A 21,358-nucleotide genomic window follows, 5' to 3' on the forward strand; every position below is an offset into this window, starting at 1 on the left:
GGGCATTTTACCGCTGATGTCTTTTTGACGGGTTACGGCGTTTAGCCGAAGGCGTGCTGCTTGTGTCTACGCGGTTCGCCGTCTTTGGCCGGATCGATGAGAATTTGAAGCTGATCGCGTGAAGATCTTTTGTTGAATTCAGAAGCGCCATCTTCTCCTTCGGCGGTAACAGGGTCGCAAATTCATAGGCAGAAGTGGCGCGCTCTGCCCGAGCCCGCGCCATGGCGAGCGGCTCGTGGACATCGTACTGGCGCAAAGGCCAGTACGGGTCGACAAATGCGTCGCGCGCGACCTGCCTGGCCCTGTCCAGGATCAGGTATTGCAAGCGCTCCGGTTTCAAAGCGGCGAACGTAAACTGTGCCGCAGCCGCGCTCGAATAGCTTTGCGGCGGGTCGATTTCGGCTGGCGTGACAAGACCACCAAACTTTGCAGCCAAACGCCCCGCGCCCTTTTTCGCAGTGATAAAAGTGATCGGCGCGCTGAGGATGAGACCGACCGTGGCAGGCGCGAGCCAGGCGGCATAGACCGGCGAAATCGCAACCGAAGCGATGGTCAGAAACAGGCCGAGCAGGGTTGGAAACAGGCTGTGACGCAGAACGGTTTTCAAACCGTACCCGCCTTCGCTGCGCGCTTGTGGCGACCAGCCGGAGTCGCGCCCGCTGAGCACGCTGATCACAGCGCTGGTCTGCGTTGCCATCAGGATTGGCGCGATGAGCACGGAAATGACGATCTCTGTCACGACGCCCGCAACCGTCCTGACCATGCCGACAGACCGCCGCCACTCTGAACTCAGCAGCCCATAGAGCATCCCGTACAATTTGGGCGCGAACAGAATGGCCATCGTAGCAATGAACAGCCCCAGAGCGCGCTCGGAGTCGATCACCGGCCATGTCGGGAAGAGTGATGCGCTGTCACCAAAATAATTGGGCAGCATGAACGTGTTCTGCAAAGAGAGCAGCATGCCGACCGTGATGAAGATCAACCAGAGCGGCGAGGCAAGGTAAGAGAAGATACCGGTCACGAGATGGAATCGGCTCGTCCAGGTCAGGCCGCGTGTCTTCAGCAGCACGGCCATGTGTTGCATGTTGCCCTGACACCACCGCCGATCCCGAACGACGAGATCGATCATCGTCGGCGGTCCCTCCTCGTAGGATCCTTTGAGGTCAGCCCGGATATCAACATTCCATCCTGCCCGGCGCAGCAAAGCTGCTTCGACAAAGTCGTGGCTAAGAATGGCACCGCCGAGGGGCGCGCGGCCCGGCATGATCGGCAGACCAGCAGATTCCGCGAGCGCCTGAACCCGGATGATCGCGTTATGTCCCCAGAAGTTTCCTTCCTTCTGCGCCCACCAGGCAATGCCGTGGCCAAGCACCGGCCCATACAGCGCTGAGGCGAATTGCTGTGCACGGGCAAAAAGCGTGCGCGCGCCGACCAGTTGCGGGATCGTCTGGATCAGGCCTGTCCGCGGCGCGGCTTGCATCCCGGCGACGAGCTTCAGGATCGTGCGCCGCTCCATATAGCTGTCGGCGTCGTAAACGATCATATAGTCATAGCGCCCGCCCCAGCGGGTGACGAAATCCCGGATATTACCGGCCTTGCGATCGATGTTCATCGTCCGCCGCCGGTAACGGATGGCAACATCGGCCGGCGCGTTGCGCAGCAGTTCTCGAAAACCCGCCTCTTCGAGCAGCGCGATATCGGGATCGGTCGTATCGCTCAGGATGAAGCACTCGAACTGGCCGGAAGCGCCAGACATCAGGCGCGCCGTCGAAAGCACGGTCGCAAAAACGTGTTCAACGTCTTCATTGTAGATCGGGAAGGTGATCGCCGTGCGCGCTGTAGAAATATCGCAGCAGGCCTCGTATCTATTCCGCTTCAACAGTGTAGCGACCGCAGCAACAAAGCCGACCGTCGCGTTGACAAAGGCATAGCAGACCCAGCTGATATTCATCACGAAGATGACCAGCAGTACCCACTCCAGGATGGTCAGGCTGGACACTGCAAGCACGCCGTACATTTCCCGCGTTGCCCAGCCCGTCAGGAAAAGCGATGCCACCAGAACGAACAGCTTGCGCCACTGATATGACTTTGGGCGGTCACGCAGCTCCACGCGGCCTGTCTGAAAGGCCTGGTCCGGCATGGTAAGCGGAAACTCGGTCGGTCGGGCACGATGAGGCGTCATGGCAATCTCCACCGGTAAATCCAGGTCTCGGTCACCGGCTTGCCAGCACGTGTGATCAGCGCGCGCAACTCAGCTGACTGTGCGCTTTCCGGATCGAGCTCAAAACTCAGGCGAGTGATATCCGCGTCTGGATCGCGGCGGATGACCACGTTGGATACCGTCCCGGCAGACGTGGAAACCGAGGCTTCAACGTCCTGAATAACGGCTGGGTCAGACGTGTCGAAATCGATGACGAACAGATGCCGTTTGCCGCCCGGCGTTCGCCCGACCCGGCTCTGTCTGATGGAGACAACATCGGGAACGGCGGGAGACTGCAGCCCCCAGCTCAGCCTGTAGGCCAGATGATGAGCCTGTCCCGCCTCCCAGGCGTCACGTGGGCGCCAGAAGACGACAATATTGTCGTTATACTCGTTTGTGGTCGGTATCTCGACCAGGGTGAGTTGCCCGGCTTCCCATCCTTTGCCGGGCTGAACCCACACGCTGGGGCGCAGATGGTAGTCCGCCTCGATGTCGGCATACGCATCGAAACCGCGCAATCGCTGCATCAAGCCAAAGCCACGCGGCACATCCTGCGCAAGAACAGACACTTGCAGCTCTGTGGGGTTTATCAGCGGGCGCCAGACCCACTCGCCATTGCGCTGACGGAAGGACAGGCCCTGTGAATCATGCACGGCAGGCCGGTAATCGCCGCTCACCTTGGCGACGTCCTGGGGCGAGAAATAGTACATGCTCGTCAGCGGAACGACGCCCACATTGTCGAGACGGCGCCTCGGCACGATCGTCGCCTTCACGTCCACCGTGGTGATCGGACCTGCGGAAACGAAAAACTCGAAAGCGCCGGTGACGCTCTTTCCATCCAGCAGCGCAAAAACCGTGATGCCGGCATCGCCTGCTGACGGCGTCCTGATCCAGAACTCTCGAAAAAACGGAAATTCCTCACCGTCGGGCGACGCGGTTTTCACCGCAATGCCGCGAGCGGACGCGCCGTAAACGGATCCCGCGCCAAGCGCCCGGAAAAAGCTGGCCCCGCGAAAGCTTATCAGTTCGTCGAATTTTCCGCCCCGGTTAAGCGGCGTCTGCACCTTGAAGCCTGAAAACCCAAGTTGCTGACGTTCCTCCACACTCAAGGGCAAATCTTCAAAACTGAAGGCCGTTTCATCATACTCGACCGGCACGATCGTCTCGCCGTCGACGATATTGAGGCGAACCTTGTGAGAGAACAGATACCCACGCGGATCAAGTACGAGACGATAATCGGATGGCTGATCGGCCCAGAGAATGGAGCCCGGGCGGTTCTGGATACGCCGAAACTGATCATAATTTAGCTCAGCCGCCGCTTTTGGAAGGTCTGGCGAAGGCTCGAAATCCTGCGAGGCCAGCTGGCGCGCCAGTCTCTCCACATCACTGAAGTCGAACGGTTTTCCGGAATTGGCGGGCGAGCTCTGCGAGCCCTGCGGTGCATCGCGAGGGATGACATCACTCTCAACTGACTCGCCCTGTTCACTGGGAATCGGTTCAGCCGGCGTTATCGGCGTCCCTTCGGAAGATGGCTCGGCGGGATTTTCTGCGGCGTTAGGCTGCTCACGCTCGGCGGCGCTGTCGGTCGGGACGGGTTCCGCAGGTACCGGCTCCTGCTCCTGCGCCGCACTGGGCGGGCTGTCGGCGTTTTCGGAATTGTTCGGTGAGCACGCGGCAACCAGGCAGATCGCAACGGCAGTACCGGGAAGGACAGAACGCAGACGGCGGACCAGATTCACCCATTACCTCCACTTCGGCTCTGTGTGCTAGAGCAGCGAACAATTGCTGCACCGCAACAGGCAAGTGAAGTGAAGCAATGATTAGCGCTGAAATTGGTTGCAAGGCGGGCCGCAGAAAGGACGGATTGCCCAAACTTCGAACGCAAAGAGATCACGAAACCGTCTGTGTCAGGGCAACAACTCGATCACACCGCGCCTCAATAAGCTCACCCGTCTGAGCGACGCCAGCAAACCTTTAAGGATAATTAGACCGGCAATGAGGTTCCAATAGTTGGGTATCGCGGTGTACAACACCTGCAATTGACCCAACGACAAGCCTGATACTGGCGACAGCAAGGAAAGACGACCGCTCATGCCCGCAATCTCAATGACCCCGGAAGAGGTTTCAGCCTACATCGCCCAAGCAGGCCGCGACGCCTGGAAAGTGCCAGACATAGCAGCCGACACGCCCCGGCGAACGATCAACAAGGTTGGCGTCATCGGTGCCGGCACGATGGGCGGCGGCATCTCCATGAATTTCGCGACAGCAGGCATCCCGGTGACCATCCTGGAGCAGAAGCAGGAAGCGCTCGATCGTGGCCTTGGCGTGGTTCGGGGGCATTATCAGCGCAGCGCAGACAAGGGCCGCTTCCCGCAAGATGAAGTCGATGCCCGCATGGGCCGCCTCACAGGCACGCTCGATATGGCCGACTTTGCCGATTGTGACCTCATCATCGAAGCTGTCTTCGAGGATATGGGCCTGAAGAAGAAGATCTTCACCGACCTCGACAACATCGCCAAACCCGGCGCGATCCTCGCCACCAACACGTCAGCCCTCGACATCAACGAAATCGCCAGCGTCACCAAGCGCCCGGAAGACGTGATCGGCCTGCACTTCTTCTCGCCTGCCAATGTGATGAAGCTGCTGGAGATCGTGCGCGCGGATCGCACGGCGGACGATGTCATCATGACCTGCATGGACCTCGCCAAGACGATCAACAAGATCGCCGTTCTGGTCGGCGTATGCCCCGGCTTTGTCGGCAATCGCATTCTTTACGCCCGTCAGGCGCAGGCCCAGAAGCTGGTCTACAAAGGCGCAATGCCCTGGGACGTGGACGCCGCGCTCAACGCGTTCGGCTTCCGCATGGGCCCGTACCAGATGTCAGATCTGGCCGGTCTCGACATTGGCTGGAAGAAGGGCGCGACCACCGCAAACCCGATCCGCGATGCGCTTTGCGAACTGGACCGCCGCGGCCAGAAGACTGGCGCTGGCTATTACGACTATGACGAGAACCGCCGCCCGATCCCGTCTGACGTGACCGCCGGCATTATCGCTGACGTCACTGGCGTCACCGAAGGCAACGCTCCCGGTCAGGACGAGATCATCGCGACCTGTATCTACCCGATGATCAATGAAGGCCTCAAAATCCTCGAGGAAAAGAAAGCCCAGCGCGCCTCCGACATCGATATCGTCTGGCTCAATGGCTATGGCTGGCCATCAGACAAGGGCGGGCCGATGCTCTACGGCGATATGGTCGGCGCGGAGACGGTCCTGGCGACGATGGAGCGCATCGGCGCTGACGATGACCGCTTCGCCCCGGCCGCCACGCTCAGGCGCCTTGCCAAGGACGGCGGCCGCTTCATCGACGTCCAGCCTGGCTGACAACATGTCTTGCAACATGCCCGCGATCGGTCGGCCAGTCGCGGGCATATGACACCGTTTCTCAATGTCCGCCGACGATTGGTACACCGGCAGGCGCAGGCGACACTCAGTCTGCCCGCCTCGGCATCCCATCAATCGTAATAACAGGTTCGCTTGCCCTGATTGACATAGCAGCGCAGGGACTTGCCTTGTCTGGATGAGCGGTCCTGATCCAGCTTGTCATTCCAGGCCTTCATCGCACTCGCGAAGTCATTCTCCGACTCGGGCGGTGGCCCTTGTTCTTCCTGGACAAGGCCCGACTGCATCATCGCCGAATAGATCGAGGACGGCAGATAATGACAAGCGTCGCTGCCGTAGCCGTTATAGGCGCTAAAAAACAGGCGTGAGGCCTCATCTGAACGTCCGATGCTAAACTGGTGGGCGGCGGCACACAGGTCGCCATTGACGGACATGGCTCCCCCGCGCGATTTCAGGGCTGCAATCGCGTCGGTGCGCTCTTTAAGCCTCGCATATGCCGCGTCCTGAGCCGCTTGAACAGCTGCGGCATCCCGGGCATTTCGTGTGTCGATTGCGACGACAGGGTCGGCGTAGCCTTCGCGTGTGGTCCAAGCCTCTTCCAGGAATTTGTGCATTAAAGAGGCTTTGCTTTCCTGGATCGGATACCATTGCTCGACCTGGTCGCCGTTTTTGCGCTTTGCGGCAATCGTAAAACTGTCGCCATTGTCGTAGTTCCTGTTTTTGAAATAGAGATCGCTCCAGCGGTAATTGTAATTGTTGTGATACATGGCCGAAGTGGCAGTCTTGATGTTCGGCGCAAGTTCGAATGTTCGCGTGCCGTCCTGCTCGTAGACGATGACATAGCCGTCGAGATCGGCAACGGACGAGGACGATCCCGTTTTCTCGAACGTTTCGCCCTTCCTCATATCAGTATACAGCGGAAACAGGCCCTTGAAGTTTTCGGTCGCCTCGATCGGGACGCCGTTTTCGTCCATGGGCCAGTAGAGGTTGGTGCTGTAATCGCCGAGCGGATGATCGAACGGGCCGAGATCGTAGAGAACCGACTGAAGCACGCGCTGCGCCAAATTCTTCGGGTTCGCGGTATGCACGGCGACCACGGGCGGGGCCTTCTCAAGCAGGGCGTTCCCGTTCCAGTCAAAGCTGGACGAGTATTTCTGCCCTTCGGGCGTCAGCCTGTTCATCACGATCCGCGTCTCAAAGATGAAGCCTGATGGGCCGTCTTCCAGCTCAGCCGAAATGTCCCCCGCCACCCGGTCGACCCATTTCTCGCATTCACCATCCGCCCCGGTAAAACAGTATCGGAATGTCCCGTCCGGCTGACTGGATCCGATCAGCAGCACCGCGGGCGCCGCGCCGTTGAACGACGTATAGTACCAACTCGCATCAGGCAGGGGGCGGAATGTGCCGGTGGGAATGTCCACAATACCCCACACGCCATCATCCCGCTTTACAAGAGCCGCGACCGTCGAAAGCGGATTGACACTCGCATAGATCCCCTCAATCAGAACCTCTCCCGTTGCCGTTTGGAGTTGCTCGAACTTCACGCGCTTCTCAGACCCGGAATAGTAGAATGACCGGCTCACCTCTCCCTTTTTCGGCTTCGGCAACCCGCTTCTGGCGATACGCTTGCGGGCTTCGTTGATTTTCACGTTCTCGATCATGACGGTGAGTTCGACAGGAGGCCCGCCATCAGCGTCGCGCACCAGATACTTAGCCAGTGCCGGCGGAGCCACCACAACGACACAAAATACCGCAATGCCGCAAATCCGGCCGAGCATAGACTGCATGAAAATCCCCATAATCGAAGAGACCGGCCCGGTCCCCGCACATCTAATTTTGAGAGCAACCGGCAGAGTTGGCAAGAGAGGTTTCGGGGCCTTTACGCGGCATGTTCGAGTTGGGTGAAAACGTGTGCTGCGCGGAACCGCCAGGCTTCGACATCGAAATGACTGCAGGGAAGAAGAGTTGGTGCGCCCACGAGGATTCGAACCTCGGACCCGCTGATTAAGAGTCAGCTGCTCTACCAACTGAGCTATAGGCGCATTCTGTTTTGGAGGACGCGATGTAGGCGTGAAGCCTGCAAAAGGCAACCGCCCTGTTCAGAGTTTGTAATCCGGTAGAGAGCCGAACGCGAACTTCAGCGCTTCGCCCCAATTGTCTGAAATCAGGTGGTAATACGGATCATCTTCCTCGATCCGGCGCTGAGCCAGAATGTCGAGACTGTCTGTCTCGTACAAGAGGAGATCCAGCGGCAGCCCGACCGACAGATTGGCCTTTAACGTCGAGTCGAAGGACACCAGCATCAGCTTCACTGCGGCCTCAAAACTCATGCTCGGCTCATAGGCGCGCACCAGGATCGGGCGGCCATATTTCGTTTCGCCAATCTGGAAGAAGGGGGTCTCGGCCGACGCTTCGACAAAGTTCCCCTCCGGGTAAATCAGGAACAGTCGCGGCTCGGCCCCGGCGATCTGACCGCCCAGGATAATCGTGGCCTTGAAGGGAGACTCAGCATCCTGCCCGCCTTTTGGGGCACTCTCTTTAATGACGTCGCGCAAGGTCTGACCGACGAGCCGCGCCGCCTGAAACATAGACGGCACCTCAAGAATGGATGGATTGCGCTCTTCGGGTGCCTTGGTGCGCTCATCCAGCATGCTGACCACGGCCTGGGTCGTCGCCAGATTGCCCGCCGTCATCATCACGATGGTTCGCTCACCCGGTTTCTCCCAGGTGAACATCTTGCGATATTTGGAGACATTGTCGACGCCCGCATTCGTCCGGGTGTCGGACATGAATACGAGGCCTCTGTCGAGGCGAAGCCCTACGCAGTACGTCATGCCGTTTTAAGGGTGAAACCCATCTTATTGTTGAACCTGAACCGTTACTTCCAAAGTCTCGGCACCCGGCCCGAAAGACAAGCCCGAGATTGGGGCTGCGTCATCATAATCCAGTCCCGTTGCAACCGCCACGTAACGCGAGTCCGGCGAAATTGCATTGGAGATGTCGAATCCGACCCAGCCCAGAGCATCAACATATACCTCCGCCCAGGCATGGGAAGCATCCTGATGCACTCGGTCATTCATCATCAGGTAGCCGCTGACATATCGCGCCGGATAGCCCAGATAGCGGGCAGCGGACACAAAGATCTGCGCATGGTCCTGACACACGCCATGGCCCGCCGCCGCCGCCTCCTCAGCCGTGGTCGTGACCTCGGTAGTGCCGGTTTCATATTGGACATTGGCCTGGATCGCCTTCGCGAGTGCATGCATGCGGTCGACATCATTGTCGAAGTCACTGCCGAGCGAATTGGCAATTTTCCGGATGGTCGGACCGGGCTTGGTCAGCTCAGACTTGCGCTCATAGAACCAGAGCGGTGTCGCCCCGCCATGCTTGCCGACCACGCCGGACTTGTCTTCGGTTTCGACTTCGCCATACGCCTTCACGAGCAGCGTTGTCGCCCCCGGATCGGTGCTGACCAGCATGGTCTGATTGTTGAACTGGTCGACGAATTCAGCCTGTTTGACGCCGCCTTCTATTTCAACGTCCCAGCTCAGCACCTTCTGCCCGTTTCGCGATTTCGGCGCGAGGCGGAGTTGATTCAGGGCGTATGAAACAGGCTGAGAAAACTCATAGCGCGTCTCGTGCGAGATCTTCAGTCGCATGTCATCTCCTCAGTTTGCAAAACGATAGTCCTGCTCGATTTGCACACCCAGCTTGTTGTTATCGATAATGAGATTGGTGAGAAATTCGTGCAGTCCGTTCTCAATGATCTCATCAATGGTGGTCGTCGTCAGGCGTTGCAGCGTTTCACCGCAGATTTCCTGGCAATGTTTGGTCTCCCCATACTCGGCCTCAAGATATGCCAGGTTCCGCGCCAGATTGATGTAACAAAAAGCCAGTGACCGAGGCAGGCGCTGATCGAGAATCAGGAACTCCGAAATGGCCCGAGGCCCGGACTCCTTGTTCAGCCAGGCAAAGCTTCGCTCGGCCGCCGCAGATCGCAGAATGGTTTCCCACTGGAAATTGTCGATCGAGCTGCCAACCATCGAAACAGATGGCAGCAGGACATAGTATTTCACATCCAGGATACGCGCGACATTATCTGTCCGCTCCAGGAAGGTGCCGATCCGGCAGAAATTGAAGATGTCATTGCGCAGCATCGTTCCATGCAAGGCACCGCGCACCTGAGCGCTTTGTTGGCGAATAAGCTCAAGCACATTGGGCAAGTCCTTCTCAGTGACCTGCCGGGCCAGAGCATCCTTGAGCCGCATCCACGTATCATTGACGGCTTCCCACACTTCTCGCGTCAGAGCCACGCGCACCATGCGGGCACTGCTGCGCGCCGCATCCACCACGGACATCACCGATGAAGGGTTTGTCTTGTCCCGGAGCATATAATCGATCACGTGCGTGCGATCGATAACGTCGTGGCGCTGATTATATCCGTCGAGCGCATTGGCGGTCGTCAGTACAGACGTCCATTCGGCATCCGATGAATCCGCCCGCGTCATCGCCATTCGCGATCCCGCTTCGATGAGGCGCGCATTATTTGCGCTGCGTTCGAGATAGCGGCACATCCAGAACAGGCCGCCAGCTGTTTTTCCAAGCATCATGATTCAAGCACCCACGTATCCTTGGTGCCGCCACCCTGGCTGGAATTGACCACCAGCGATCCTTTCTTCAGCGCCACACGAGTCAGCCCGCCTGGCGTGATGTCGACGCCATTAGGCGAGACAAGCACAAAGGGGCGCAGATCCACATGGCGCGGCGCGAGCCCTTTGTTCGTGAAAATGGGCACGGTGGACAGCGCGAGGGTCGGCTGGGCGATATACCCATCCGGCTTGGACTGTAGCTTCTTCCTGAATTGAGCGATCTCTTTCTTGCTGGCCGCCGGCCCGACCAGCATGCCGTAACCGCCAGAGCCATGGACTTCCTTGACCACAAGCTCTTCCAGATTGTCGAGCACGTAAGCCAGCGAGTCCGGGTCTGAACACCGCCATGTTGGCACGTTCGGCAGCTTCGCTTTCTCGCCAGTATAGAACTCTACGATATCGGGCATGTACGAATAAATCGCCTTGTCGTCCGCGATACCTGTACCGGGCGCATTCGCGATCGTGATCCCGCCGGCCCGGTAGATATCAAGAATACCCGGCACGCCCAGAACCGATTCCGGATTGAAGTTCATCGGATCAAGAAAAGCATCATCCACCCGGCGATATAGAACGTCTACGGGAGTATAGCCCTGCGTCGTTCTCATCGCGACACGGCCATCGACAACCCGAAGGTCATGACCTTCGACAAGCTCGGCCCCCATTTCGTCAGCCAGAAAGGAGTGTTCGAAATAGGCTGAATTGTGAATACCGGGCGTTAGCACCGCCACGACGGGCTTACCATTACAGGCCGACGGCGCGCACGCAGCCAGAGACCGCCGCAACCGTTTGGGATAAGTGGAGACCTGGCAGACCTTGTTGCGAATGAAGAGGTCCGGGAACATTTCGAACATCGTCTCCCGGTTTTCCATCATGTAGGAGACGCCGGACGGCGTGCGAGCATTGTCCTCAAGCACGAAGAACTCATTCTCGCCGGTACGGACGATGTCTGTACCAACAATGTGGGTGTAAATCCCCCCGGGCGGATCGACGCCGATCATCTTTGGCTCGAAGGCGTCGTTATCACTGATCATCTCGCGCGGTATGCGTCCGGCTTTCACGATTTCCTGCCGGTGATAGATGTCATGGAGAAATGCGTTGAGCGCGAGGACCCTCTGCTCGATCCCCTCGGACAGTTTCTGCCACTCTCGATTGGAGAGAACGTGAGGGACGATATCGAACGGTATTAGCCGTTCATTGGCTTCTTCGCGTCCGTAAACATTGAACGTGATACCGGTTCGTCGGAATGCCAGTTCGGCTTCCTTGGCCTTTTTTCGAAGTATTTTTGGGTCTTCTGTTTCGAACCAGTCACAATAATCTTTATAGGGTTCGCGCGGATTTTCTCCGTGTCCGAACATTTCATCGAATGGTGATTTATCGTCAGACATAGCTGGCGAGGGCGCCGTCTCCTTCATTGCAATTGGGTCACCTTTGCATCCGATCGCGTTGGAGGCAAAAACTTTCACTTTTACCGGGCGATACAGGGTGAACCTGCCTAATATTCGAGCGGCTGAAACGCAGCAAAGTTCCGAAACAATCGCCAGATTCCCGATGTCAGCTGCGCATTTCAGCATTGTGTCTTTTTAGTCACACACCTTATCCGGGAGTAATAACCGACGTGCAACCGGAATGAATGTGCTGCGTTGGAGCCAGCATGACACACCTGCAATCATCCCTGCAGCACGAACCGGTTGATGCACCGGACTCGAGCCCTGCCCTAGAAGTGGCTCTCCTCACATGGGAGTATCCGCCAATCCCGACAGCCAAGGGCCGCGTTGCCTGCGAGACCGCTCATGCGCTCGCGGCGCACGGCGTGAATGTCCGGGTCTTCACAATGGACCGCGATGACGTCGTCACGACCGACCACGACCGCATTGAGGTCATCGGTTGCGCCGGACGGATCACTGGTCTTCGCCGGCTGATGCGGGCTATTCCCGGCCTGGAACACCTTGCCGCCGCTGCCGCCTTCCGCGAACGCGTGCAGGATGAACACGAGCGCCACCCCTTCGATCTGATCGAGGCGACCAATTGTGGTGCCCCCGCCGCCATGCTGATGGATTGCGGCCTTCCGATCGTAATTCGGAACACTGCGCCTCACGCTATTGACGCGCCTCGCTCGAATACAATGGGGTCGCGCCTGTCGGCTTTTGTCGCCCGTGGCCTGGAGGCGAAATGTGCCAACAGCGCCGCCGCGGTCATCTCCAATAGCCGCACGCATGCGAGTTTCATAAAGGATTGGTACGAGTTCCGTCCCGGTCACATCCACATGGTGACACCGGTTTCGGTCGATCCGCAAATCGCCAGGGCCGGGGCATCCCTGCCCTATCCGCCAGCCCATGCGCGGCTTCGTCTTGGATATGTTGGCGACGGTAGCGCCCGAAAAGGGCTTGATGAGCTACTCATCGCCTTCGACATCGTCGTGCATGCTTCGCAAGCCAAGGATGAACCGCTGCCAGAGCTCCACGTGATCGGTCTCGACGCTGCGGACATCGATAACCGGATGGCGAAACTCGGCATTTCCGAAATCGCCCGGGAACAGATCCTCGACTTCGGTCGCCTGACAGATGAATCGATGAGCCATGTACTGGCGCGTTGCCACGGTATTGTGGCGCCATCCCGCTATCAGTCCACCGGGTCGATCTACCGCGAGGCAGCCGCGTTCGGTCGCCCGCTGGTCGCCAGTGAGGAAGATCCCGCTGCTGCAGAGTTCCTGCGGAAGTACGCCTGCGGCCGCCTGGCACCTTCCTGTGAACCTGGTGACCTTGCCCGGACCATTCTGGAAACCTTCTCTGACCGCGCTCAGCTGGTGCAGATGCGCCATCGCGGCCTTGACGCCGCAAAGAGCTGGAGCCGCGCAGAATTTGGCGCGCGGACACTGCAAGTTTATCGCCGGGCCATGAACCTCGCGCCGATCAGCCTGCCTGCCTATCAGGACGGTCAGACCAGCAAGACGCGGATAACGATTTAAGCTCACAGCCGGTCAGGTGATCACCGTGCGTCGGCTATGGCCGCCTCGTGCTCGTCTTTCCGCAAGTCTGCGCTAGCGAGCGTAAGCCACTCGCGCAACACCGCAATTTTGGGCTCGTTCTTGCGGGCATCGAGAGTGGAAAAATACCAGTTCGCCGGGTGTCTGACGTGCAGGCCCGAGAAGACTTCCACCAGCCGCCCTTCCGCAAGATCTTCATTGGCGAACGGATCGATGGCGAGCGCCACGCCGAGCCCCTTCGCTGCCGAATCCAGGGCGTGGTCGTAGCTGTCAAAGCGGCTATCGCCAGCAGAGTCGACCTCGCCCGCCCCGACAGCCTCAAGCCAGACATCCCAGTCACCCTGCGATGGGTAGACCTGCAACAAAGTATGGTCAGAGAGATCGGACGGGCGTTTCAAGCCGGGATTGCGAGACAGGTATTCCGGGCTGCAAACAGGATAGACGGTCGAGCTGAAGAGATACGTATAATCGACCTTGTTCTCACTCGGCTCGCCGATCATCACACACGCGTCTGCCGCCCCTGTGGACAGGTCAATGTCATCCTGAGACGTAACGATACCAAGCTCGATCGAGTCATGCTCGGCTTTCAATCGGGGCAGCCGCGGCAATAACCAGCGCACCGCGAAGGTTGAATAGACCTGCAGCGTCACCCGGCGACTCCCGCCTTCGCTGATCTCGCTTGCGGCGTCACTGATACTACGCAAGGCCCGACTGACTTCGACAGAAAATTTTAGCCCCTCGGCCGTGAGATCGAAGCCTGACCGCCCCCGATTCATAAGGCGGCAGCCCAGCTCCTTCTCAAGTCGCCGGATCTGATGGCTCACAGCAGAAGGGGTGACATTCAGTTCGCTTGAGGCGTCTTTGAAGTTCTGCAACCGGCAGACCGACTCGAACGCGCGCAGGGCCGTCATTGACGGTAATCTGGGTGTCACTGCAATCCTTCCAAAGAGGCGTAGGCGGCCTCGTCTATTGATGAGCCAAAATCGAATTCAGCCCATTACATGAATTTTTTTCACTTAAGTCAAAAAATTATCTGCCTTTGCCAGCCGCCCAGCTACCGCTACCCAGACGATCGAAACACTTGAAATCTATTGGGAGAGACCGCGCAATGCCAACGCATATTCGCCTTCGTGACACCGTTAAAGGATCAGCGTCGAGGTTTGAACTTGCTTCGGTTCTCCTCTCATCAACCGCGATAGCGCTTGCGGTCGCAGCGCCCCAGGCCTCGGCTCAACAGGCCGAAGGCGATAGCGAGGCGCGGCTCGGCACGGTCACCGTCACAGCCCAGAAACGCGAAGAGAATCTGCAGGATGTGCCGCTGTCCATTCAGGCCATCACGAATGAGGAAATCGAAAATCTCGGCATTGAGCAGTTCGAGGACCTCGCCTTCCTGTCGCCATCGACCTCGTTTGTCAGCTCTGGGCCCGGCACCCAGAACCTCTTCATCCGGGGCGTCGCCGACGGGTCGAACCCCAACCGTCCGAATACCGCGACGGCGACGCTTTATCTCGACGAGCAGCCGCTCACCGTCGGCGGGACAATCATTGACCTGCACGGCTATGACATCGAGCGCTATGAGGTGCTCAACGGGCCGCAAGGTACATATTATGGTGCAGGGGCCGTGTCAGGCACCGTCCGGATCATTACCAACAAGCCGGACCCATCGGGCTTTGAAGCGGGTTTCGACGTTACAGCGGGCCTGATCGAGGAAGGTGACTCGATCCGGACCGTCGAAGGCTTCGTCAATCTTCCAATCGCGGAAGACCGCGCCGCCGTGCGCCTGGTTGGCTGGTACGACTATGACGGCGGCTTCATCGACAATATCCCGTTCCAGCGCACCTGGACCAATGGCGCCGTCGGCGACAACAGCCAGGTTGCCGAGGAAGACTACAACACCACAGAGATCTTTGGCGGGCGCGCAGCGCTCACAGCCGATCTGACACCCGACTGGACCGGCACCGTCTCCGCCTTCTACCAATCCGCGGAAACATCAGGCGCCTGGGATCATGACCCACGCCGCCGCGGCGACCTCCAGGTCGTTCGTTTCGGCCCGGATACCGGAGACCGCGAATTCGGCCAGATTGCGCTGACCCTCGAGGGCAGCACGCCAATCGCCGACATCGTCGCCACGACCTCCTACTTCAAGCAGAACAACAAGACATCGAACGACTATTCCGATTACGTCGAATATGCCTCCTTCAATCAGTGGATCCAGCAATTCGCCTGCGACGAGTTCTACTATTACGGAAATGTCGGCTGCAACGACCCACGCCAGACCTTCAATGGCGACTATGAAGACAGCCGCTGGTCAACCGAAATCCGGGCGACGTCTAACCATGACGGCCCGCTCCAGTGGATCCTCGGGGCCTATTTCGAGCAGAATGACAACGAAACATCGATGTTCTGGGACATGCCCGGCATCAAGTTCGAGGGCGCACCTGCGGCTTACTATCTCGGCCTTTATGGCGGCGATCCGCTGCCGAATGAATGGTATTCCGTCTACGGCAAATCAGACAGCGAGCAGCAGGCTGTCTTCGGCGAGATCAGCTATCAGTTCACCGACAAGCTGAAAGCGACGCTCGGAGCGCGCTTCTTCGAGGATTCCTTCGAGAGCGCACCGGGTGGCTGGTCGACTTACTTCTATTCGCCAAAGACGGGGTCGGAGGGATCATCCGGTTCGACGAGCGGCGAAGGCTTCAAGTTTAACGTCCAGTACCGGTTCACCGACGACTTGCTCGGCTACTTCAACTTTGCGCAGGGCTTCAGGCAGGGCGGATCGAACGGCGCGGTTGGTGAAACCAATCCGCTGGTGCCGCAGACCTACGAGCCAGATTATCTCGATTCCTATGAGATCGGGATGAAGACCCAGTTCGCCAATGGGCGGGTGACGCTCAATGGCGCGATCTACAAGATGCTGTGGGATGACTTCCAGACGTCCATCTACGATATCAATATCGCGCCGGTCGTCTTCTACGCCAATGCCGGCAATGCCGAAATCACCGGCGCCGAAATGGATCTGAGAACCTTCATCACCGACGACTGGACGTTCAATTTCTCGGCCAACTATACCGACTCCGTCCTGGCAGAAGACTTCGTCTCGCTTGTCGACGCGAACCAGAACTTTGCCGAAGAAGGCACCCGCCTGCCATACGTGCCGGAGTGGAAATTCACCTCGTCGAGCCGGTATGAATTCAGCCTGTCCGACACCCTCGATGGATATGTACAGGCGAGCTACGCCTATACCGGCGACACTTACAATCTGCTGGTAAATGATCCTTTCCGGCCTGAAATCGCTCCGGAAAAGCAGGATTCCTATGGCCTGCTCGACCTACGCACCGGCATTGACCGGGGCAATTATACGCTGGAGCTCTTCGCAACGAACGTGACGGACGAACGCGCCGAGCTGTTCATCAACAATGGCTATTATGATGAGCGGATCACAACCAACCGGCCAAGGACCATCGGTCTGAAGCTGACCGGGCGTTTTAATTAGTGCATGAGACGCGCATTGTCCGCCGGGCTGTTGGCCGCCGCCGCAACCGCGTGCTCAACCTCAACGGTTGAACGCACGCAGGTGATCGACGCGGTCACCGAGTATGGCGTCGTACACGGCCACCCATCAGATGGAGCAAGGGCCTGGTTCGCCATTCCCTATGCCGCAGCGCCAGTGGACGATTTGCGATGGGAGCCGCCTCAGCACCCGCAAGCTTGGACCGGCGCGCTGAACGCTGACCAGCCTGGACAGCCATGTGCCCAGCCCGGCTATGAAGAGGACGGCGCCTTCAAGGTGCTCGGTTTCGAAGACTGCCTGACCCTCAACGTCTATGCGCCCGCCGAGACCGCAGACAAGCCGCTGCCCGTCATGGTGTGGATCCATGGCGGCGGAAACTATGCCGGGTCCGCCGCTGAATATGATGGGTCTCGTCTGGCAGCTGCGCAGGACGTGATCGTCGTCACGGTGAACTACCGGCTCGGACCATTCGGCTGGTTTCATCACGAGGCGATGACGACCGCCGATGACGGCTCGGCCCGGACCGGTCAGTTCGCCCTGCTCGACCTGATCGCTTCCCTGGAATGGGTCGAGGCGAACATCGGTGCTTTTGGCGGCGATGCGGACAATGTGACAATCTTCGGGGAATCGGCAGGCGCACAAAATGTTTATGCGCTGGTCTTGGCCAAGCGGGCTGCCGGCCTGTTCGACAAGGCCATCGCCGAGAGCGGCGGCTTCTGGAATATGAGCTTGCCGCAAGCCCGCAACCTGACAACCGAAACGCCGCCCGGCACGCGCGCAAGCGCCAATGAGATTATCGTCGACCTGCTCATTCAGGACGGCCGCGCAGACTCGCGGGCGGACGCCACCGCTTTGATTGAGACAATGTCACAGGATGATCTTCTGGACTGGATGCGCGGTCTGGACACCGAATCTATTCTTCGTCCCTACGCTGACCAGCACGATCTCGGCTATGACCTGCCGAGCGTGGTTCAGGACGGCGTCCTGCTACCAAAGACCGATCACCGCGCGCACATTGCGTCGGGAGACTACAATCAGGTCCCGATGCTGATCGGAAGCAACCGGAATGAACAGAAGCTCTGGCAGGCCTTCGATCCGTCCTTCGTCGATTGGTCCAGTGGCGCTCCGGATATCCTGGACCGGAACCGGTACACAGCCGTCGACCAGCACTATTCCAACCTCTGGACCTTCGACGCCGTGGACGATCTCGCGCCGCGTCTGGACGCGCCCGTCTTCGCCTACCGTTTCGACTGGGACGAGCAACCGTCACAGCCCGTGGACTGGCCATTTCTGATGGGCTCATCCCATGGACTGGAAATCCCCTTCGTGTTCGGCACGTTTGAGGCCTCGGGCATCGAGGATATTTTCAACGATGACAATGAAGCCGGGCGGCTGACGCTTTCAGACGCGATGATGTCCTATTGGGGCGCATTCGCTCATACAGGCGATCCCGGCGCTGGCGCGGACAGCGGGCTGACCGACTGGCCGTCATGGCAGACATCCCAATCCAAGCTCATCTTTGACACCGGCCCGCTAAGCATTGAGCGCGTACCGGATGAAAGCCGCGAACAGCTGCTCGACGCGGCGCTCGGCGATACGCGTTTGACCGATGCCGACCGCTGCCTGATCCTGCATCACAATAGCCTCTATCCCAGTCTCGACATCAAGCGCCTCGCCGAGGCCGGATGTGAGCCTGCCTGGGCCGGGGAGTAGACTGTGATGGTGGAGACAATGACCGACGCACCAAGGGGCACGATACGCCAGGCGTTCGAACGCGCCCGTGGGCTTGTCCAGCAAGGGCAACGCACGCTCGCCGTGCAACAGCTTGAGGCCATTCTCGAAGCCGAGCCCAACGAAGTGAACGCGCTTCTCCTGCTGGGCTCGCTCCGGTCGGTCGAGGGCCGTCTGAAAGACGCCGAAGCATTGGTTCGCAAGGCGAGCGACCTAGCGCCGGACTTCCACGATGCCTCCCTTGAACTCGCCCGCATCCAGCGTCTGTCGAAGAATACGAGCGACGCGATCAATACGCTTCGAAAGCTCATCGATCGCGCTCCATCGAACAACCGCGCCTGGCAGCTTCTGGGCGACAGCCTCTATGAGAACGGCCAGACGCGCGAAGGCCGCGACGCGTTTCGACAGGCCGCTCAGGTGGATCCCCACCGCAACCAGATCCGCGGCGCGATTGAGGCCCTGAAAGACGGTCGAAATCATGAGGCCGAGCAGTCCCTGCGTGCGGTGCTGACAGCCGAGCCAAACCATGTCCACGCGCTTGTAGGGCTCGCCTCGCTCGCCATTGAAGCTGGCGCAACCGAAGATGCCGAGCATCTCCTGGAACATGCGCGCCGCATTTCCCCCTATTCCGACATCGTCTGGCGCAATGTTGCCCGGCTTCATTCCGAACGCGCCAACAATGGCGCCGCCGTCGAGGCCGCACGGCGCGCTGTGGAGCTTGATCCGGACGCCGCCGACGCCTGGTCGATGCTCGGCAACGTTCAGGCCTGGGGCCTGAAACCCGAAGAGGCCGAGGCAAGCTTTACCCGGTCGCTAGAGCTCCGGAATGAGCAGCCGCGTGTGTGGATGTCGCTTGGGCATGTCCGTAAAACGCTTGGCAATCGCCAAGGCAGCGAAGCCGCCTACAAGGAGGCGATCAGCCAGCAGCCTGATCTCGGTGAAGCCTTTTGGAGCCTCGCCGACCTCAAGACCTATGTTTTCTCAGACGCCGACCTGCAATCCATGCTGAGCATGCTGCAAACGCCCGGCGTAGGTGACACCGATCTAGCAGGGTTTCACTTCGCCCTCGGCAAGGCTTTCGAGGACCGCAAGGATTTCGGGCCGTCCTTCGAGCACTACGCTGCCGGCAATGCCATCAAGGCCAGACTCGATCCCTTCGACGCAGATGGTTTCAGCGACACCATCAATGCTGTCGAACAGGTCTTCGACACCGCTTTCATGGGCACGCCGCCGCTGCCGGCACCACCAGATGAAATCGTGCCGGTTTTCATCGTCGGGCTCCCCAGGTCAGGCTCGACTTTGGTTGAGCAGATTCTTGCCTCGCACTCGCGCGTCGAAGGCACGATGGAGCTGCCGCATATTCTCAACTATGTGCGTTCGATGAAGTCAGGCGGCGGTTACCCGCAATCTGTCGCCGACATGCCTCCGGAAGAGCTGCGCGCGCTTGGTGAGCGCTATATCGCCGAGACAGAGGCTTACCGGACCGGGCAGGACTTCTTCATCGACAAGATGCCGAACAACTTCCTGCATGTCGGCCTGATCGCGAAAATGCTGCCGCAAGCCGTATTTATCGATGCGCGGCGCGATCCGCGTGATTGCTGCCTGTCGGCCTTCAAGCAGAATTTCGCACGCGGTCAGACTTTTAGCTACGGGCTCGATATTCTCGGGCAATATTACCGTGACTATCTGCGCGTCATGCGCCACTGGGACCACGTTCTGCCGGGGCGGGTTCACCGCGTTCAGTACGAATCCATGGTCTCCGATACAGAGCGCGAGATCCGCAATCTGCTCGCCCATTGCGGCCTCGATTTCGAACCGGCTTGCCTCGCCTTTCATGAAACCAGGCGCGCGGTTCGCACCGCTAGCGCTGAACAGGTGCGCCAGCCGATCTATGCGCGAGGCGTCGGCCACTGGAAGAATTTCGAACCGTGGCTTGGAGAGCTTTTTACCGCGCTCGGAGATGCAATTCCAAGCGACACCCCCAATGCGTCGGGCACGTCCGACAACAATATTTAAGACAGGAAAAGGCTGGCCATGGTCGACATCATGTCAGGAAAACCCACCGCAGGAGCGGATGAACGCGAAGACCGGACGGGCCAGCCCAGCCAGGGCGTCGCCGTGATCACGGGCGCAGCGTCCGGCATCGGAAAAGCGATCGCTGAAAAGATGCTCGCCGATGGTTGGCATGTTCATATCTGTGACGCGAACCCGCAGGCTGTCGAAGCCTTTAACGCCGCCAATCCGAAAATCGGGGCGAGCCATGCCGATGTCAGTGATCCAGACCAGGTCGCTGCCCTTGTCGCTGACGTGATGGCCAAGCACGGCCGGATCGATATCCTCATCAACAATGCCGGTATTTCCGGCATGACGGCTCCGGTCGAGACGTTCGACCAGGAGGACTGGCGCCGCACGATAGATATCAACATCAATGGCAGCTTCTATTTCGTCCGCGAAGTCGTGCCTGCGATGAAGAAGGCCGGAAAAGGCGCAATCATCAATATTGCCTCGACCGCCGCCCTGTTCGGCTACCCTCAGCGCACAGCCTACGCCACGTCGAAGTGGGCCATGCTCGGCTTTACCAAAACGCTCGCCATGGAGCTTGGTCCGCAGGGTATTCGCGTGAATGCGGTGTGCCCTGGCTCGGTGGAAGGTCCAAGGATCGACGGCGTCATCCAGCGCGATGCCGCACAACGCGGGCGCGATGCCGCAGACATAAGACGCGTTTACGAGTCCCAGGTCTCCATGCGCAAATTCGTTCGCGCAGAGGATATCGCCAACATGTGCGCTTTTCTGGCCTCCGACGCCGCCGCAATGGTTTCGGGCCAGATCATCGCTGTCGACGGGCACACTGAAAGCCTGTCCAACCCCCTATAACGAGGTACGAT

At 59.0% G+C, this 21,358-nt stretch carries 14 protein-coding genes and 1 tRNA gene; 6 read left to right on the forward strand and 9 right to left on the reverse strand.

Annotation, left to right across the window (positions count from 1 at the left end; genetic code table 11):
- Nucleotides 1–7: 7 nt before the first annotated feature.
- On the reverse strand, nt 8–2,182 hold the full coding sequence (gene mdoH / locus WNY37_RS12565; RefSeq protein WP_342973733.1) for a glucans biosynthesis glucosyltransferase MdoH: 2,175 nt from the start codon (nt 2,180–2,182) through the stop codon (nt 8–10).
- Nucleotides 2,179–3,939 carry a glucan biosynthesis protein gene (locus WNY37_RS12570; protein ID WP_342973734.1) on the reverse strand — a complete coding sequence of 587 codons (1,761 nt, stop codon included), beginning with the start codon at nt 3,937–3,939 and terminating at the stop codon, nt 2,179–2,181. The genes mdoH and WNY37_RS12570 overlap by 4 nt, the downstream gene beginning before the upstream one ends.
- Before the next feature lie 352 nt (nt 3,940–4,291).
- On the opposite strand from WNY37_RS12570, the gene WNY37_RS12575 reads away from it, so the two are divergent.
- Entirely contained in the window at nt 4,292–5,581 is a 1,290-nt protein-coding gene (locus tag WNY37_RS12575; RefSeq protein WP_342973735.1) for a 3-hydroxyacyl-CoA dehydrogenase NAD-binding domain-containing protein, read from the forward strand.
- A 131-nt stretch (nt 5,582–5,712) separates the two neighbouring features.
- Here WNY37_RS12575 and WNY37_RS12580 read toward each other — a convergent pair whose 3' ends face one another.
- The 6 genes from WNY37_RS12580 to WNY37_RS12605 all read right to left on the reverse strand — a co-directional run bounded on the left by WNY37_RS12580 (nt 5,713) and on the right by WNY37_RS12605 (nt 11,633).
- A complete protein-coding gene (locus WNY37_RS12580) occupies nt 5,713–7,386 on the reverse strand; it encodes a hypothetical protein (protein WP_342973736.1) in 1,674 nt (557 codons plus the stop codon).
- Nucleotides 7,387–7,565: 179 nt separating this feature from the next.
- Nucleotides 7,566–7,641 (reverse strand) — tRNA-Lys (locus WNY37_RS12585).
- A 57-nt stretch (nt 7,642–7,698) separates the two neighbouring features.
- The gene (locus WNY37_RS12590; RefSeq protein WP_342973737.1) at nt 7,699–8,433 is read right to left on the reverse strand and encodes a proteasome-type protease; all 735 of its coding nucleotides are present in this window, start codon (nt 8,431–8,433) and stop codon (nt 7,699–7,701) included.
- A 24-nt stretch (nt 8,434–8,457) separates the two neighbouring features.
- Nucleotides 8,458–9,258, reverse strand: coding sequence for a transglutaminase family protein (locus tag WNY37_RS12595; protein ID WP_342973738.1), 801 nt, complete (start codon nt 9,256–9,258; stop codon nt 8,458–8,460).
- 9 nt (nt 9,259–9,267) lie between these two features.
- Nucleotides 9,268–10,209, reverse strand: a complete 942-nt coding sequence (locus tag WNY37_RS12600) for an alpha-E domain-containing protein (protein WP_342973739.1) — start codon at nt 10,207–10,209, stop codon at nt 9,268–9,270.
- Nucleotides 10,206–11,633: a circularly permuted type 2 ATP-grasp protein gene (locus tag WNY37_RS12605; RefSeq protein ID WP_342973740.1), complete on the reverse strand. Its 1,428-nt coding sequence runs from the start codon at nt 11,631–11,633 to the stop codon at nt 10,206–10,208. Before WNY37_RS12605 ends, WNY37_RS12600 begins: the two co-directional genes overlap by 4 nt.
- Before the next feature lie 266 nt (nt 11,634–11,899).
- On the opposite strand from WNY37_RS12605, the gene WNY37_RS12610 reads away from it, so the two are divergent.
- The gene (locus WNY37_RS12610) at nt 11,900–13,213 is read left to right on the forward strand and encodes a glycosyltransferase family 4 protein (RefSeq protein WP_342973741.1); all 1,314 of its coding nucleotides are present in this window, start codon (nt 11,900–11,902) and stop codon (nt 13,211–13,213) included.
- A gap of 20 nt (nt 13,214–13,233) precedes the next feature.
- Here the strand turns inward: WNY37_RS12610 and WNY37_RS12615 are convergent, their stop codons facing one another.
- On the reverse strand, nt 13,234–14,142 hold the full coding sequence (locus tag WNY37_RS12615) for a LysR substrate-binding domain-containing protein (RefSeq protein WP_342973742.1): 909 nt from the start codon (nt 14,140–14,142) through the stop codon (nt 13,234–13,236).
- A gap of 197 nt (nt 14,143–14,339) precedes the next feature.
- On the opposite strand from WNY37_RS12615, the gene WNY37_RS12620 reads away from it, so the two are divergent.
- Genes WNY37_RS12620 through WNY37_RS12635 form a run of 4 tightly spaced genes read left to right on the forward strand, consistent with a single transcriptional unit; the run spans nt 14,340 to nt 21,347 of the window.
- The gene (locus WNY37_RS12620; protein ID WP_342973743.1) at nt 14,340–16,724 is read left to right on the forward strand and encodes a TonB-dependent receptor; all 2,385 of its coding nucleotides are present in this window, start codon (nt 14,340–14,342) and stop codon (nt 16,722–16,724) included.
- Between the two features lie 3 nt (nt 16,725–16,727).
- Entirely contained in the window at nt 16,728–18,455 is a 1,728-nt protein-coding gene (locus WNY37_RS12625; protein ID WP_342973744.1) for a carboxylesterase family protein, read from the forward strand.
- An 18-nt stretch (nt 18,456–18,473) separates the two neighbouring features.
- Nucleotides 18,474–20,489, forward strand: coding sequence for a sulfotransferase (locus WNY37_RS12630; protein WP_342973745.1), 2,016 nt, complete (start codon nt 18,474–18,476; stop codon nt 20,487–20,489).
- Between the two features lie 18 nt (nt 20,490–20,507).
- The gene (locus tag WNY37_RS12635) at nt 20,508–21,347 is read left to right on the forward strand and encodes an SDR family oxidoreductase (protein ID WP_342973746.1); all 840 of its coding nucleotides are present in this window, start codon (nt 20,508–20,510) and stop codon (nt 21,345–21,347) included.
- The last annotated feature ends 11 nt before the right edge of the window (nt 21,348–21,358 follow it).

The sequence above is a fragment of the Henriciella sp. AS95 genome, from assembly GCF_038900055.1.
Taxonomy (GTDB): domain Bacteria; phylum Pseudomonadota; class Alphaproteobacteria; order Caulobacterales; family Hyphomonadaceae; genus Henriciella.

Coding starts and splice junctions, on each gene's coding strand:
- WNY37_RS12595 (WP_342973738.1), bottom strand. CDS start 9,258: ATGCGACTGAAGATCTCGCACGAGACGCGCTATGAGTTTTCTCAGCCT.
- WNY37_RS12625 (WP_342973744.1), top strand. CDS start 16,728: ATGAGACGCGCATTGTCCGCCGGGCTGTTGGCCGCCGCCGCAACCGCG.
- WNY37_RS12610 (WP_342973741.1), top strand. CDS start 11,900: ATGACACACCTGCAATCATCCCTGCAGCACGAACCGGTTGATGCACCG.
- WNY37_RS12615 (WP_342973742.1), bottom strand. CDS start 14,142: ATGACGGCCCTGCGCGCGTTCGAGTCGGTCTGCCGGTTGCAGAACTTC.
- WNY37_RS12580 (WP_342973736.1), bottom strand. CDS start 7,386: ATGCAGTCTATGCTCGGCCGGATTTGCGGCATTGCGGTATTTTGTGTC.
- mdoH (WP_342973733.1), bottom strand. CDS start 2,182: ATGACGCCTCATCGTGCCCGACCGACCGAGTTTCCGCTTACCATGCCG.
- WNY37_RS12590 (WP_342973737.1), bottom strand. CDS start 8,433: ATGACGTACTGCGTAGGGCTTCGCCTCGACAGAGGCCTCGTATTCATG.
- WNY37_RS12575 (WP_342973735.1), top strand. CDS start 4,292: ATGCCCGCAATCTCAATGACCCCGGAAGAGGTTTCAGCCTACATCGCC.
- WNY37_RS12620 (WP_342973743.1), top strand. CDS start 14,340: ATGCCAACGCATATTCGCCTTCGTGACACCGTTAAAGGATCAGCGTCG.
- WNY37_RS12635 (WP_342973746.1), top strand. CDS start 20,508: ATGGTCGACATCATGTCAGGAAAACCCACCGCAGGAGCGGATGAACGC.
- WNY37_RS12605 (WP_342973740.1), bottom strand. CDS start 11,633: ATGTCTGACGATAAATCACCATTCGATGAAATGTTCGGACACGGAGAA.
- WNY37_RS12600 (WP_342973739.1), bottom strand. CDS start 10,209: ATGATGCTTGGAAAAACAGCTGGCGGCCTGTTCTGGATGTGCCGCTAT.
- WNY37_RS12630 (WP_342973745.1), top strand. CDS start 18,474: ATGACCGACGCACCAAGGGGCACGATACGCCAGGCGTTCGAACGCGCC.